Origin of the sequence: Flavobacterium sp. EDS (assembly GCF_020991525.1) — a bacterium.
Classification (GTDB): Bacteria; Bacteroidota; Bacteroidia; order Flavobacteriales; family Flavobacteriaceae; genus Flavobacterium.
On sequence record NZ_JAJMOZ010000001.1, the window covers coordinates 216,112 to 231,472 of the forward strand.

14 protein-coding genes are annotated in these 15,361 nt (G+C 30.2%); 1 reads left to right on the forward strand and 13 read right to left on the reverse strand.

The genetic code is table 11. The annotated features are described in order from the left end of the window. Positions 1-68 precede the first annotated feature (68 nt). From LPB87_RS00950 to LPB87_RS00970, 5 genes are all read right to left on the reverse strand, one after another. On the reverse strand, positions 69-539 hold the full coding sequence (locus LPB87_RS00950; RefSeq protein ID WP_129540994.1) for a PepSY-like domain-containing protein: 471 nt from the start codon (positions 537-539) through the stop codon (positions 69-71). A gap of 25 nt (positions 540-564) precedes the next feature. Next, positions 565-1,008, reverse strand: coding sequence for a PepSY-like domain-containing protein (locus LPB87_RS00955; protein ID WP_129540995.1), 444 nt, complete (start codon positions 1,006-1,008; stop codon positions 565-567). A 75-nt stretch (positions 1,009-1,083) separates the two neighbouring features. Then, on the reverse strand, positions 1,084-2,355 hold the full coding sequence (locus LPB87_RS00960; protein WP_129540996.1) for a HAMP domain-containing sensor histidine kinase: 1,272 nt from the start codon (positions 2,353-2,355) through the stop codon (positions 1,084-1,086). After that, on the reverse strand, positions 2,355-3,026 hold the full coding sequence (locus LPB87_RS00965) for a response regulator transcription factor (protein ID WP_129537325.1): 672 nt from the start codon (positions 3,024-3,026) through the stop codon (positions 2,355-2,357). Before LPB87_RS00965 ends, LPB87_RS00960 begins: the two co-directional genes overlap by 1 nt. A gap of 160 nt (positions 3,027-3,186) precedes the next feature. Beyond that, positions 3,187-3,588 carry a hypothetical protein gene (locus LPB87_RS00970; RefSeq protein WP_230604447.1) on the reverse strand — a complete coding sequence of 134 codons (402 nt, stop codon included), beginning with the start codon at positions 3,586-3,588 and terminating at the stop codon, positions 3,187-3,189. Between the two features lie 261 nt (positions 3,589-3,849). Between LPB87_RS00970 and LPB87_RS00975 the strand changes: the two genes are divergently transcribed. Beyond that, positions 3,850-4,800, forward strand: a complete 951-nt coding sequence (locus LPB87_RS00975; protein ID WP_129537327.1) for a DUF4421 family protein — start codon at positions 3,850-3,852, stop codon at positions 4,798-4,800. A gap of 1 nt (position 4,801) precedes the next feature. Here the strand turns inward: LPB87_RS00975 and LPB87_RS00980 are convergent, their stop codons facing one another. The 8 genes from LPB87_RS00980 to LPB87_RS01015 form a co-directional block, all read right to left on the reverse strand. Then, a complete protein-coding gene (locus LPB87_RS00980) occupies positions 4,802-5,017 on the reverse strand; it encodes a hypothetical protein (protein WP_230604448.1) in 216 nt (71 codons plus the stop codon). Positions 5,018-5,070: 53 nt separating this feature from the next. Then, complete coding sequence (gene rpe, locus LPB87_RS00985; RefSeq protein WP_230604450.1) at positions 5,071-5,733, reverse strand: ribulose-phosphate 3-epimerase; 663 nt, start codon at positions 5,731-5,733, stop codon at positions 5,071-5,073. A 405-nt stretch (positions 5,734-6,138) separates the two neighbouring features. Further along, positions 6,139-7,002: a sigma-70 family RNA polymerase sigma factor gene (locus LPB87_RS00990; protein WP_026707723.1), complete on the reverse strand. Its 864-nt coding sequence runs from the start codon at positions 7,000-7,002 to the stop codon at positions 6,139-6,141. A 254-nt stretch (positions 7,003-7,256) separates the two neighbouring features. Continuing rightward, positions 7,257-8,120, reverse strand: a complete 864-nt coding sequence (locus tag LPB87_RS00995; protein WP_129537332.1) for a sigma-70 family RNA polymerase sigma factor — start codon at positions 8,118-8,120, stop codon at positions 7,257-7,259. Between the two features lie 721 nt (positions 8,121-8,841). Next, positions 8,842-10,581: a hypothetical protein gene (locus tag LPB87_RS01000; RefSeq protein WP_129537333.1), complete on the reverse strand. Its 1,740-nt coding sequence runs from the start codon at positions 10,579-10,581 to the stop codon at positions 8,842-8,844. Then, positions 10,569-11,774, reverse strand: a complete 1,206-nt coding sequence (locus LPB87_RS01005) for a DUF4249 domain-containing protein (protein ID WP_129537334.1) — start codon at positions 11,772-11,774, stop codon at positions 10,569-10,571. The genes LPB87_RS01000 and LPB87_RS01005 overlap by 13 nt, the downstream gene beginning before the upstream one ends. A gap of 12 nt (positions 11,775-11,786) precedes the next feature. Next, the gene (locus LPB87_RS01010) at positions 11,787-14,573 is read right to left on the reverse strand and encodes a TonB-dependent receptor (protein ID WP_129537335.1); all 2,787 of its coding nucleotides are present in this window, start codon (positions 14,571-14,573) and stop codon (positions 11,787-11,789) included. A 5-nt stretch (positions 14,574-14,578) separates the two neighbouring features. Further along, complete coding sequence (locus tag LPB87_RS01015) at positions 14,579-15,322, reverse strand: hypothetical protein (RefSeq protein WP_230604451.1); 744 nt, start codon at positions 15,320-15,322, stop codon at positions 14,579-14,581. Between the last annotated feature and the right edge of the window lie 39 nt (positions 15,323-15,361).

Below are 15,361 nucleotides of genomic sequence, written 5' to 3' on the forward strand. Positions count from 1 at the left end.
TTAATTTTTTGTTGGTAAATAAATACCGCCTCTAACCATGAGGCGGTATTTTGCTTTTAATCAAATCTTTATTTATCTATTCGGATAAAATTTCCTTCAAGATCAAATACAAGTTCCAGATTATTAGAAAGTTCTATTTCGATATGAGTTTTTTCGTTGTCTATAGCTGTTACAGATTGATTAGGATAATTTTCCTTTACATAAGTATTGATTTTTTCAGGAATTAATTCAACAGGAATTGCTTGGTTATTTCCATCGATATCAACCCATTTTCCGTTTATATCAAAATCAATTTCAAAATTATTACTCAATAAAACATCATATACAGAACCATCAGAATCAGGAATGTTTTGCTTTTTTATTAGTTTATAAGTAGCAGTAGGGAAATATGAGGTAACAAATGTTGTTGCTGGTTGAGGTAAGTCTTTAGCGCTAATTACAGATTCGTAGTCATTATCATTATCATCATCACTACTACAAGATGTTGCTGAGAATAAAAGCGTTAAAGCAATAAAGCCTGATAAGATTATTTTTTTCATGATTAAAGTATTAAATTATTGATTCTTAATTATCGATTCTTATAAAATTACCTTTAGAGTTAAATTCTAGCTCTAAACCGTTACTTAAGTTTACTTCGTAACCCCAAGTACCTTTGTCAATTTTGGTTATTGTTGTATTGGCAAAATTGGTATTTATGTAAGATACAATTTTTTTTGGAATTACAGATATAGGAATAGCCTGATGATTTCCATCTACTTCTTCCCAATTTCCTTTTCCATCAAATTCAACTTCTAAATTATTAGCAAACTGAACTTTGTAGTCTTTAGAGAACATTTCTTTGTCCTCAATTATATAAGTAGGCTCTTGTCCTGCAAAATGGGTTTTTAAAAAAGATTGAGCATTTGCAGGTAGTGCAGTTTTAGTGATTACTGTTTTTTGTGCATTTGCAGAAAGTCCAAATGCTAATCCTGCTATTAGGCACATAGCCAAGTTTAATTTAGTTTTCATAATTATTTATTTTTAATTCTAATGCAAGTGTACAACTAGAATTTGGAAACAATTAGGAAAAACATAGAAAAAAGACTACTTTTTAGGAAAGTTGATTTTGAATTGATGATTTCCCGTAAATGAATATTCTATAGTAATCGAATAGTTATTTATGATTGATTTTACAATAGATAAACCTAAACCAGTAGATTCATTTGTTGTGGTATGGCGATAGAATCTTCCGAAAATTAATTCAGAATTTAAAGGAGGATTATTTCCAGTGTTCGAAATTATGATGTCATTCTTATTTATTATGAAATTCACAAAACCATCTGGATGATTATGTATTATGGCATTTTTTAATAAATTACTAATCAATGCAATTGCCAATCCTTTGTTCATCATAAAATATAACGAATCATTTTCTACGACTGTTATTTTTACTTTTTTGAAATCAGCCAAATCTGTGTAGTCGTCAATTAGTAATAAAATGAGTTCATTAAAGTTAACATTTTCTTCTTCCGAATACTGTTGATTCTCTATTTTGGATAACATTAATAACGATTTATTCAACCTTGTTAAGCGAGTTAAGGTATCGGTTATTTTTCCTATTTCCATCATTTGTTCATCAGGAAGAACGGTATTTTCGGCAAATAACTCGAGTTTGTTAATGCTAATTGCTAGTGGTGTTTGTAGTTCATGAGAAGCATTCTCTATAAATTGTTTTTGACTAGAATAAATTGTTTCATTGCGATTTAGCATTTTTTCTACTTCTTTTGCTAAGATATTGAATTCATCGATAGGAGAATTTATAGGTTTTAATCGGCTGCCAGTTCCTAATTTAATTTCTTTAAGATTATCTAAAATGATATGAAACGATTTCCATATTTTTTTTAACAACAAGTGGTTTACTGCCAATATACTAATTACGAGCATAACATATAAACCAATTAAAGCAAGCAGTAAATCTTCTAGTAATTCATCTTCTTCAACGATTGATGCTTTTATAATTAGTTCATGAGGATTGCCTTTATCATCATTAAATATAGTTTTTAATGTCCTGATAGGTTCGTTATCATTATCATATTCCATGAATTCCTTAGAAGTAGAAAACTCATCTTTTCGAGAATAATTACCTTTTGGTAATGGTTTTATAGTAAACTTGTTGATACCAAATTCTGGAGAATTTAATAATTTTTTGTCGGCAAAAGTGTGACGGATAATAATAATCTTAGAGTTTTTTAAATCATCATCGATATTATCATGTACTTCATCTAAAATCAGCATATAAAAAATCCCTGCCCAGATTGGGATTACAATAAGAAGCGTAAGTGCCAGATAACGAAGGGTATAATTTTGTAATTTCATTAATTCATTTTGTATCCAATTCCGTAAACTGCTTGAATATCAATTTCGGCATTACTGTCTTTTAGTTTTTTTCGCAAATTTTTAATTTGTGAATATACAAAATCTAAATTGTCTGCCTGATCGGTGTGGTCGCCCCAAACATATTCGGCTATCGCAGTTTTATTAATTAATCGGTTTGGATTTATTATAAAATAGTAGAGTAAGTCAAATTCTTTTCTGTTTAAGATTAGTTCATTATTATCTATGGTAACGGTTCGTTGTTCAGGGCAAAGAGTTACGTTCTTCCAAGTAATAAAATTATCTCCATTATAATTATTTCTGCGAATAGCTGATTTTATTCGTGCATGTAATTCTGACAAATGAAAAGGCTTACTTAAATAATCATCAGCTCCTAAGTTTAAACCTTTTACTTTATCATCAACAGCATCTTTTGCTGAAATAATAATAACTGCACTTTGTTTTTTTTGTCTTTTTACTTCCAGAAGTAAGTCAAGGCCATTCCCGTTTGGTAGCATGATATCAATTAGAATACAATCGTAATCATATGCGCCTAGTTTGTCTAATCCAGAAATATAATCATATGCCGTTTCGACAATATATTTTTCTTTTTCAAGTGATTGTTGTACCACTTCACGTAAACCAGCCTCATCTTCTATTATTAAAATTTTCATGTTCTCTCTGTTTTATGTAATTCAAAAGTATGAATACCAATCAAAATAAAACTGGATTTCTGGAAACATTTAGGAATAAATAGTTTTGTTAACTTCCTTTTTTAAAATAATGCAAGACATAATAATACTGATTTATACTTTTATAGAAGTGTGTAATTTATTAATTAATATCTATGTCGACTCGATGTTTGTGTAAAAAACCATGTTTGTTGTCTTTTAAGAGTTTTTTTACAGACTCTGGAGTTTTATAAATAGTTTTGACATCTTTAGTGTCGAATTCAATATTATATACTGAATTTGCAAATTCTTCAATTACAGGATCTGACCAAACTCCAACTCCAAAAAATATTCCGATAGTATTATTTTGTTTTAAATTAAATACAATGGAATCTCCATTTGATTTGTCTTTTATAACACTCGAAGTGTAACTTTTAGCTTCTGGATTTAGATTGATTTTAATTTTAACATCTGAATCGGTTTTGTTTATGAAATTAAGATTTCTTATTGGATCACAACTGGTTAATAGAAGACAAAAAAATAATAGAATTATTGATTTAATCATAATGTAAGTATTTAAGATGCTAATTTAATTGTAATATGAAAATAAAACGAGTTCAATAAATTATAAAAGTATAATGATAAGCTGTTTTTTGAGTAAAGTTGAATTCATTTATTAAATTATTGCAGTGTTTAATTCGCAGAAATCACATATTTAAAGTATGTATAAAAGATATATGATTTAATTAAGAGGTGTAGTTTTTATATTTTCTAAAGAATACTTTTGCGTAATAATAAGGGGCAATAAATTCCGTTTTATAGCATAATGAAAACATATTTTTATTTTTTACTTTTATTTATTCTTCCTTATTTTAGTCAAGCTCAGGTTAAGGTTGATACTTCTTATATTAAACCATTTGAAAATCATCTTTCTATTCGAATATATCAGTCGATGAAGTTTATTTCTATGGAACAAAACATAGGAGGCGAGACAAAGAAATTTATGCCAAATACACCAATGAATTTAGGTTTTGGAGTGTCTGTAAATAACACTATAATTAATTTAAGTTATGGATACGGCTTAAATTTTATGAAGGATAAAGATAAAGGGAAAACGAAAGCATTAGATTTTCAAATTCATAATTATGGGCGAAAGTTTATAATTGACCTTTTTGTTCAAAAGTATCGTGGATTTTATACTGCTGATGATAATGATAAAAACATACAGCTATACCCAGATTTAAAAATTCAGCAATATGGAGCATTTGGGCAGTATGTTTTTAATAACAAGAAATTCTCTTATAAAGCAGCTTTTAATCAAAATGAAAGGCAATTAAAAACCGCAGGAAGTTTTCTCCTTGGAGGTGGAATTTATTTTACAAAAATAGATTCAGATAGTTCTTTTGTACACAAGGATAAGAACTCATTACGGAATTTTCAGTTTGGTGTAAGTGGAGGTTATGCTTATACTTGGGCGATTAATGAAAAGTGGTTTGCTAGTGGTTCAGCAACAATGGGAGTTAATTTTGGGACTGAAAAAATAAATGATTTTGGTAAAAAAAAGATAGAAGTCTATCCTACATTCTTTCCAAGAGTTGCAATAGGATATAATAAAGAAAAATGGTCGCTAGGCTTATCCTATGTTAATAATCTTATCTTTTCTTCATTTTCTGATAATAATACTAGTAACATAGGATTGTCCTCTGGAAATTTTCAGATTGCCTACATATGGAGGCTTGATTCTAATCCTTTTTGGGGTAACAAAAAGGCAGATTAAGTTATCTGTCACTATTCCTAGGATTGAAAAGTTTATAACTCATTAATGCTAAAATCCATACACCAAAACCTCCATATAATAAGACTAGGTCAAAGCCATGAGCAAGAGCGTCATGTACAATTTTCCCTGAAGAATCTAAGGTTGCAAGCTCAGGAAAATCTTGATTGAGAGAAGAAAAATTTCCTACTAATTCACAACGCCAAGTAAATTCATACAAAAGCCGAAGAGATTTTATCTTCGGCTTTTGTATTTTTATTTGTTTTTGAAAATTTAAAAAGAAGTCAGTGCTTTTAAATCGGCAATTGTTGCAGTTGGATTTTCTGCTTTAAAAACAAAACTTCCAGCTACTAGAACATCAGCTCCAGCTTCTACCAATTGTTTTGCATTTTTATTGGTTACACCACCATCGATTTCTATAATAGTTGATGCTTTTTTTCTAGTAATTAAATCTTTTAGTTTTTTTACTTTAGCGTAGGTATTTTCGATAAATGATTGTCCACCAAAACCAGGATTTACACTCATGATGCAAACCAAATCAATGTCGTTTATAATATCTTCTAATAAGTCAATGTTTGTATGTGGATTTATCGCTACTCCAGCTTTCATGCCTTCAGCTTTTATGGCTTGTAAGGTTCTGTGAAGATGTGTACAAGCTTCATAATGCACGCTTAATATATTAGCTCCTAAGTCTGCAAAAGTTTTAATGTATCGATCAGGATCAATGATCATTAAGTGAACATCGATGGTTTTTTTAGCATGTTTGTTAATTGCTTCTAAAACTGGCATTCCAAAAGAAATGTTTGGAACAAAAACGCCATCCATAATGTCAATATGAAACCAGTCGGCTTGACTGTTGTTAATCATTTCGATATCACGTTGTAAGTTTGCAAAATCGGCTGCAAGAACTGATGGTGCTATTAGTGTATTTTTCATTGTGTAGTTGTGTTGTTTTTGCAAAAGTAAAATTTTAACCGCAAAGTTCACAAGCTTTTATACTAAGTTAGTGAAGAAAATTATTTTTTGAAGATAGAAGGTGTTTTGCGTGAAGGATTGAGTATTTGTTTGAGCTCTTTTTTTAATGATGTAACGCAGTGTAATTATTTAAAAAAAGCGAGTACGAAAGCCTGACCTGTAGTTTTTACGGAAGGGCACTCCCAATTATAAAATGCAGTAGGGCTAGTACAAAAAAAATAAAACTCCGGTAATCAGCCGGAGTTTCAATCATCAATCAAAAAACGAACAGTCAATCAAACTGTTGTTTGCGTTAAAAACATTTCAAGTTTAAACTTTCAGGTTACTCAAAGCAACTTGAAATCTTAAATCTGAAAATATATATTATTATCCTAAGTAAGTTTTAAGAATTTTACTTCTTGAAGTATGTTTTAATCTACGGATTGCTTTTTCTTTAATCTGACGTACACGCTCACGAGTTAAGTCGAAAGTTTCTCCAATTTCTTCTAGAGTCATTGGGTGTTGGTCTCCAAGACCAAAGTATAAACGAACTACATCTGCCTCTCTTGGAGTTAATGTTTCTAATGAACGTTCGATTTCTGTACGTAATGATTCGTGAATTAACTCTCTGTCTGGGTTTGGTGACTCACCTGAACGTAATACATCGTAAAGGTTTGAATCTTCTCCTTCTACAAGAGGTGCATCCATTGATAAGTGACGACCAGAGTTTTTCATAGACTCTTTTACGTCATTAACAGTCATGTCTAGTTCTTTTGCAATTTCTTCAGCAGACGGTGGGCGCTCATTAGATTGCTCTAATAATGCATACATCTTGTTGATTTTATTGATAGAACCAATTTTATTTAACGGTAAACGAACGATACGTGATTGTTCTGCAAGTGCTTGAAGAATCGATTGACGAATCCACCAAACTGCGTATGATATAAATTTGAAACCACGTGTTTCATCAAAACGTTGTGCTGCTTTGATCAAACCTAAATTTCCTTCGTTTATTAAATCAGGAAGTGTTAACCCTTGATTTTGATATTGTTTTGCCACTGATACTACGAAACGTAAATTGGCTTTTGTTAATTTCTCTAATGCTCTTTGATCACCGGCTTTAATCTTCTGTGCTAACTCTACTTCTTCGTCAGCGGTAATTAGGTCAACTTTTCCAATTTCTTGTAAATATTTGTCTAATGAAGCAGTCTCACGATTGGTTACCTGCTTGGTGATTTTAAGTTGTCTCATGTTTTTGTCTCCTCAATTTTTAAGTGTACAGTTGTTATACGTATAGAGTTGCAAAAAAGTTACAATTAAATTAAAAATATTTTAGAATAATTAATCTACGGGTTAAATTAGTTCTAAAAAAAAAGAATAAAACTCCAGTAATCAGCCGGAGTTTCAATCATCAATCAAAAAACGAATAGTCAGTCAAACTGTTGTTTGAGTTAAAAAAAGTTTCAGGTTACTCCAAACAACATGAAACTTTAAACTAAATTGTATTACCCCAAATAAGTTTTAAGAATTTTACATCTTGAAGAATGTTTTAATCTACGGATTGCTTTTTCTCTAATCTGGCGTACACGCTCACGGGTTAAATCAAAGGTTCCTCCAATTTCTTCTAATGTCATTGGGTTTTGATTTCCAAGACCAAAGTACAAACGAACAACATCTGCCTCTCTTGGAGTTAGAGTGTCTAATGAGCGTTCTATTTCGGTGCTCAATGATTCGTGGATTAATTTTTTATCTGGATTTGGAGATTCATCAGAACGTAATACGTCGTAAAGATTGGAATCTTCTCCATCAACAAGAGGAGCGTCCATTGACAAGTGACGGCCCGAGTTTTTCATAGAGTCCTTTACGTCATGTATTGTCATATCTAGTTCTTTTGCAATTTCTTCGACAGACGGTGCACGCTCATTAGTTTGTTCTAATATTGCATACATTTTGTTGATTTTATTGATAGAACCAATTTTATTTAGTGGCAAACGAACAATACGAGATTGTTCCGCTAATGCTTGAAGAATTGCTTGTCGAATCCACCAAACTGCATAGGATATAAATTTGAAACCGCGTGTTTCATCAAAACGCTGTCCTGCTTTGATTAAACCTAAATTTCCTTCGTTTATTAAATCAGGAAGTGTTAAGCCTTGATTTTGATACTGTTTTGCTACCGAAACGACAAAACGCAAGTTGGCTTTTGTTAATTTTTCTAATGCATGATGATCACCGGTTTTAATCCTCTGTGCTAATTCTACTTCTTCTTCAGCGGTAATTAGGTTAACTTTTCCAATTTCCTGTAAATATTTGTCTAATGAAGCAGTCTCTCGATTGGTTACTTGCTTGGTAATTTTAAGTTGTCTCATATTTTCTCTTCTCAATTTTTAAAAGTGTACATAATGCTATGCATATGGAGTTGTAAAAAAATTACAATAATTTAGATTGCAAAAAAGTTGTTACCGCAATGAAAACCGCAGTAATTGAATATAATTGTAATCGTTAAATAATGGGATAAAAGACTTGTGTCTGTAGTTTTTTGTTTTAATAAGTAAGGGGGATTACTCTAAATTAACAAAAAACAATTTATGCAGAATTAGAATTTATTCTGAGAAAATGAGACCAAAGTTTTTTAAAAACAGCTGTTATAGAATTATATTCTATTGATGGCTATAACCCAAATATACTAATAAAAGGAGGGTGTTCCTAATGGATCGTGTAATCTGGGGTTTTAAATGGTTAAAAATCAAGTGAGTGAAAAATGATTGTGACAATGAAGTAACAAGGTTTTTTAGGAAACCATAAGATAGCAGCTTAAATCATTCGGAAAGCTTAGTAATTACATATATAATTATGTTTTTGATAAAAGAGCCAATTATGTAAAAGGGTATGAGGATATTATGCTTATTATTAGTTTTGTACTAGCAGTTTTAGTTTTATTTATCTAAAATCGAGTCCCTTATTTAAGTATAATTTGCTTTTTTTACACGAAAAACCCCAATTCAAATAAATGAATTGGGGTTTACTAGACACTTAAATCTGATAAGAATCTCTTTTTCTATCGTATTTAAATTAGAATACTAAATGCGGTTATAAAGAATTTTTTACTTCAATGATTTCTTTTAATGAAATTGGAGTTCCAGTTTTAGTAAAACCTTCAAGTCTTACTTCAAACGTTCCAGAAATGTCAGATGTATAAAATGAATTATTACTATCAGTATTTAGTTTCACATCAGGATTCCAAAACAATTGATTTCTGAAGTCTGGGATACGTTCGTTATCTGCTGAATCAGCATAAGTTATGTTGTTGTATGTTTTTTTGGGCTGTGGTCTCAAAACTGAGGCTTTTACAATATAACTTCCTGTTTGGTTGCTTTTGAAATCTTTATCGAATGTTGTAAAATTAATTAATCCATTAAAAGATTTTGGGCCCATATAATATCTTCCAATAACGACATCAATTTTATAAATATTTTTCATGTTGTATGTCATCAGTTCATTTTGATTCTCTAAGTATAAACCATCAACTAGAACTAAAGCAGATTCAGGTAACTGTGGGAAATAAAGTGGATCAGAAACATATAGATAGGTTTTGTCTCCTTTTTGTTTATGATATATTTCTGTAGCAATTTCAGTCATTGTTTCTTTTAGTGTTCTGAATCTAGTAAAATCATCTAATACATATTCTTTTGCAAGAGGGAAATAAAAAGGTTCTAATGTTGGCGTTTTTATTATGTTGTCTAACTTTTTATGATAATATGCATTTTCAATCTGGGCAGAAATAGATCTGTCCAAAAGACTTTCTTTTATGGAATATGATAAAGTAGCATTTGGATTAAAAGATAAATTTGAATAATCTATTTCTGGAGCATTGTTTATTTTTAGATCGTAATTACTAGCTTTATCATCAATGATCTGAATAATAACGTCTGGTGTATAATACGTTTTGTTTACATAGAAAATAAAATTACCATTAGAATCTGTTTTTACAATTTTAAATGCAAAAGATTTTCCAGGTATTGATAATCCAACTGCTATGTTATTGGTGTTGTCAGTGCTGTTTTTTGCTAAAATTTTTCCAGAAATGATTTCTCCTCTAATTTCAGGTAGGATTATTTTTTTATCTTGATTTTGTAAATCAAAAACTAGTGGGTATGATTGTTTAGAAGAAAAATCTACAGCAGAAATTTGATCGTTTGCTGGTATATTGTCAAGTTTTCGAACTGATAAAGAGTACTCACCATCTTTGAGAATGGTATTTTCAGATTCGATTTTCAAATCTACTAATTCACGATTTGTAAACGTTTTTTTATTGAATTTAAAGGCAATGTTTTCATTTGTAATACTAGTCGATGAATCTTCAGTATTATTTTTTGATGAAGCTATTAGGCTATTCTCAGTTGTTTTCTTATCTACAACTTTGTACGGATTAACAATGTTAATGTCTAATTGGAATAGCTCTGAAATAGGTTTGTTTAACATCCAATTTGTGTAGCCAATTAGTTTGTAATTTCCAGTTTTTAAAGTGGTAGGGATAAAATAATCCCCTTGTCCAGTTGCATTTTCTAATGCAATTTTTGTTTTAAAAACGGATTTCTTATCATTATCTACTAACTCAACATAAGCAATTTTGCTTATGTTGCTAGGAATCTTGTCAGTCGATTTTAGGCAGTAAATTTTATACTGTAAGGTTTCTCCAGACACAAACGATGAACCATTTGTGTGAATAAAAATGGTTTCATCTAAATTGATGATTTGTGGCGCTTGTGCTGTTATTATTTGTATTTTAATAAATACTAATAATAAAATGATTTTTTTTAATTTGTCCAAAACGAAGGTATTACGTTAGATGAAAATGATGTGCAGTCTCCACATTCTATGTTTGTGGCATAATAAAGAATCCTGTCTGTGTTGTATAAATAAGATATTTTGTTTGCACTAATACGATCTATTAAAACATCGCCTCGACAAGGGATAGGGGCGCTTATACCAAAACAAAATTTATATTCCTCGATATCGCAATCTGTGATATAAGGGGGTAATAGTTCACCAGGGAATAAATCAGAATAATTAAAAAATATCCTTTTTGAAGAAACAGATGACACTTCAAAAAAGCCGATTGCTTTTTCATCGATATTAGATGTACATTTGATATTTCCATTAATAAAACCAGGTTGTTTTGGGGACAAAATACTAGAAGAACTTGATATGTCTTTCATTGTTTTTCGAAATGTATAAGATTGTAAGTTTTGAACATACTGTCTTACAAGTATACTGTAACGATGGCTAATAATATAGTTTTGATCACTAATAAAGCGAATTTGATAATTCACACGGTCTTCTTGTAAATTTGCAGTCGATGTTAAAATAATGTCATTAGATGTTTTTGTACTATAACATATTCTAGTGTCTGTTGAATTTTTGACGACATCTATAGATTCAGGACCTGTAAGTATAAGCTTACTGCCCGTCCAACGTGGAGCAATAATCTTGTATGTTTCTTCGTATTCGTATCTGTAATATTTTGAGGTATTAGCAGGGTCGTAGCTGTGTACTTTTATTTGAACTCCTCTACCTTCTTTGCTGTCGGTTACAACAGTAGGTATTATGTTTTCAATTTCATTCTCGGTAGTTAAAACTTCATTTGAAGATTTATATTTCTTCCCGTTAGAGGTGGTAATCTCAAGTGTGTATTCTGTTTTTGGATCAGCTTTAAATTCAGTTTCAGAAATGTATTTTCCTGATTCTTCCTTGAATTGAAATGTATTTCCTTTATTGTCAAATACAGTGACATTTGCACCAGTTTCAATCTTTAATCCATCTTCTTCTAATCGTGAAGTCTTTGTGAGTTTTATTTCTTGTTTTTTTAATTCATTTGTAATAGTTGCTTCAACTACTAAAGCTTCTTCGTAAGTATCGCTTTGAAGGTTAAACGACTCTGTGCAACTACTTATAATTAAGCTTAGTAGTAGAATAAAGCATATTTTATTTTGATAGATGGTTTTCATGACTTTTGAATCCATTTAGATTGATATTTAAAATTTAAAATTATAAGTGATGCTAGGAACAGGTATTGAAAAAATCGATGATTTATACCCTTTTACTGATCCATTTTTATCAGTAACAAAATAAATAGAATAAGGATTGTTTCTGCCTAAAACGTTATAAATAGAAATATTCCAGAAGCTATGAGCTAGTTTTTTTATTTTATGGTTTCCTTCAATGTTGATTCCGATATCTAAACGGATATAATCTGGTATTCTATATGCATTTCTGTCGCTATAAAGTGTGTATTCAGCATTTCCATAGTTAAAAGTTCCAATTGGATAAGTAATTGGTCTTCCAGTTTGGTATAAGAAATTGGTTGATAAGCTATAACGTTTTGTGAATTTGTAATTTAAGATCGCACTTAAATCATGTGGTTTGTCAAAATTTGAAGGGAAAAAGTTTCCGTTGTTTACCGTTTCAGAACTAAATTTGCTATCAAGTTTAATAAGCGATTTAGAATAAGTATAGCCAACCCATCCGTTTAATCTTCCTGTCGTTTTCTTTAGTAATAACTCTATTCCATAGGCTTTTCCTTCTCCTTGCAATAATTCAGTTTCAACTTTTTGATTTAATAAAAGCTGTGCTCCAACCTTATAATCAAGAATGTTTTTAGATGTTTTATAATACCCTTCAAGGCTTATTTCATATTCTTCATCTTTTAAAGTTTTGAAAAGACCTAAAGAAACTTGCTGTGCGCTTTGAGGTGCTACATTTGAGTCGGATAATTTCCAAGTATCAGTTGGTGATTGTGTTACATTACTAGATAAAAGATGAATATATTGCCTAGTAAAATCGTATCCAGCCTTTACTGATAAATCTTCAGTAATAAAATAACGTGCTGCTAAACGAGGTTCTAGGCCTCCGTAAGTTTTTATAACTTCGTTATTCGAATATTTTTCTGTCCCAATAAGTGTTTCATCGCTTAAAGGTAATCCAGGCTGATATTTGTTTACATCTGAGGGGCCTAGTGAAGCATAAAACGAGTATCGCAATCCTAAATCAATCAATAGTTTGTCGCTTAATTTATAGCTGTCTGCTAAATAAATTGCTGACTCTAGCGCTCTTTCTTTTGCAATTTCTATAGGTACTAGAGTTGCTTCTGGATTTGTAGGATGTTGATATCCGGGTGAAATATTGTACAGTTTACTAGCAACACCATATGATAAATTGTGCTTTTTATTAAGTTGATAGTTCATTTTTAACTGTAACTGAGATTCATTTACTTTGTAGCCAAAATCAAATGAATTGATGTTTTCTGTGTTATAGTCAATATTAAATTTGTATTCGCTATTGGTAAATATTAATGCTCCTTTACTTTTTTCGTTGAAAGTATGATCCCATTTTACCGAAGCGAGTCTGTTACTGTATTTGTAAATAGAGTCAGAGCTTAAGCTAAAACGGTCATGACTATAGTACAAAGTAGCTTCAATCGAGTTGTTTTTGTTTATGTTGTTATTGTATTTTAGAATACCATCGTAAAAACCTGCTTGGCTGTTTTTTAGATTTTCATCATCTAAAGACTTCAAAATCCAATCAGAATATGTTGCACGAACTCCAAAAATGATACTGGATTTGTTTTTTTTAATTGGAGTGCTAATGGTAAGATTTGATGTGATAGGGCCTACAGCTCCTTCTCCAGAAAATTTCTCTAGATTACCATTCTTTGTTGTAATGTCAAATACAGATGACAAACGGCCTCCAAAATCAGCAGGAATACTTCCTTTGTAAATATCTGCTTTTTTTGCTGTGTAAGGATTTATCGCTGAGAAAAAGCCTAAAAAGTGTTGTGGATTATATAAGACAGCATTGTCTAAAAGAATTAAATTTTGGTCATCTTTTCCTCCTCTAACGTTAAACCCTGCAGATCCTTCTCCTGTAGTTTTAACGCCCGGAAATGTAGTTGCAACTTTTAAGATGTCTCGTTCTCCAAGAATTAAAGGAACATTTTTTATTCCTTCAATGTCAATAGAAACTAAACCAGAAACAGTTGTTTCAATTGTCTTTTTACCTTTCTTCTTAATAACGATTTCATCTAGTTGGTTTGATTTTTCATTGATATTAACATCAAATACACCATCCTCATAAACCATTAAAGTTTTTACAATTTCTTTGTGGCTTAATGATTTTATTTCAATAATATTTATCCCTCTTGGAAGTTGTAAGCTATAGTATCCGTCTGGATTGCTTGAGGTACTAATGTTTTTATTTTTTACTTTGATAAAAATATTTGCTTCAGGTTTACCAGTCTCTTCATTCTTTATAGTACCTGATACAACAAAGTTTTTTTTCGTTACCTCTTTGTTTTCCTTTCCTATAAAAACGATTGATGCTTTTTTTGTAACACTATAATTATTTAAGGTGTCATATTGTTGATAAAATACGGGATTATTGGAGTTGTTTTCACCATTGTTCCTGTCGTTAGTTACTGGAGTATCTGCAAAATAATTAGCTGGTAAATCATCGTGAATAGTATTGTTAAGTGTTAGTATCACTTTGTTTTTTATAACAATAAAATTTAACTCAGTTTTATTTAATAGTTTCTCTAATAAATCATCGATTTTTATATCGGTATACGTTCCGGTTATAAGCTTATTATTAGATCTAATCCAAGTTGGATCAAAATAAAATTTGTAAGGGGTAGATGATTCTATAGATTTTAAAGCATTTTCTAAAGTTTCGTCATTGAAATTAATAGATAGTTTTTCATTAGAATTTTGTGCTATAGATAATTGAAATGAAAATAAAATAAATAAGGCGAGTATAATTCTTTTCATTTGTCTTATATAGTTTGAATTGTAAGAGAGTTGTTAATGTATTTCATCAAGTTTCTCATGAATAGATTTGAGTTTGTTTTTTTAAGTTCTCTGTTCATTAAATAAAATTCGCTAATCTGTTTCTTTTGTTCAGGAAATAGTTTGATTAAGTCATTTTTGGATTTTATATGGTATACTGTGTTCTTGAGGTCAATGAAATAAGAAGGACTTTCTTTGTATAAATAAAATATCCCTTCGTCATTAGTAATCTTTTTTTGATCTTTATAATGTTTAATGTAAAATGTAAAATAAGGATGATGTTTATTCTCCTCATAATACCCGTTTGATAATTTTAAATCTTTATTGTTTTGATTGTTGATATTAACAAAGTTTATATCTTTTATTGAGAATGATTTGACTTTATTTTTGATAATGTTAATTCCTATATTTTGTGCTTGGTCGGAAGGGCTAAGTACTAGAATGTCTCTAAATATGTCGTATTTTAAATTTACATTGTAATAAATTTGTCCGTCATAAGTAAGGTTACCTAATTCGTACGTGTTTATGTAATATAAATTGATGGACTCTTTAGCTGTTTTGTAAGGATTTGTGTGAGGGACACCATTGATTATGTCTAAATTTTCTTTGCCAATTGTATTGTCAAACCAGTTGTATGTATTGACGTCGTTGACTTGGCTTCTAATTATATGAATGTTTAGTATTAATCCAAATAAAATAAAGAATGATTTTTTTTTATGATAATTTTTCAAAGGATTGTTTGTTTTAGCGTTTTTTTGTTGATGTTTCAG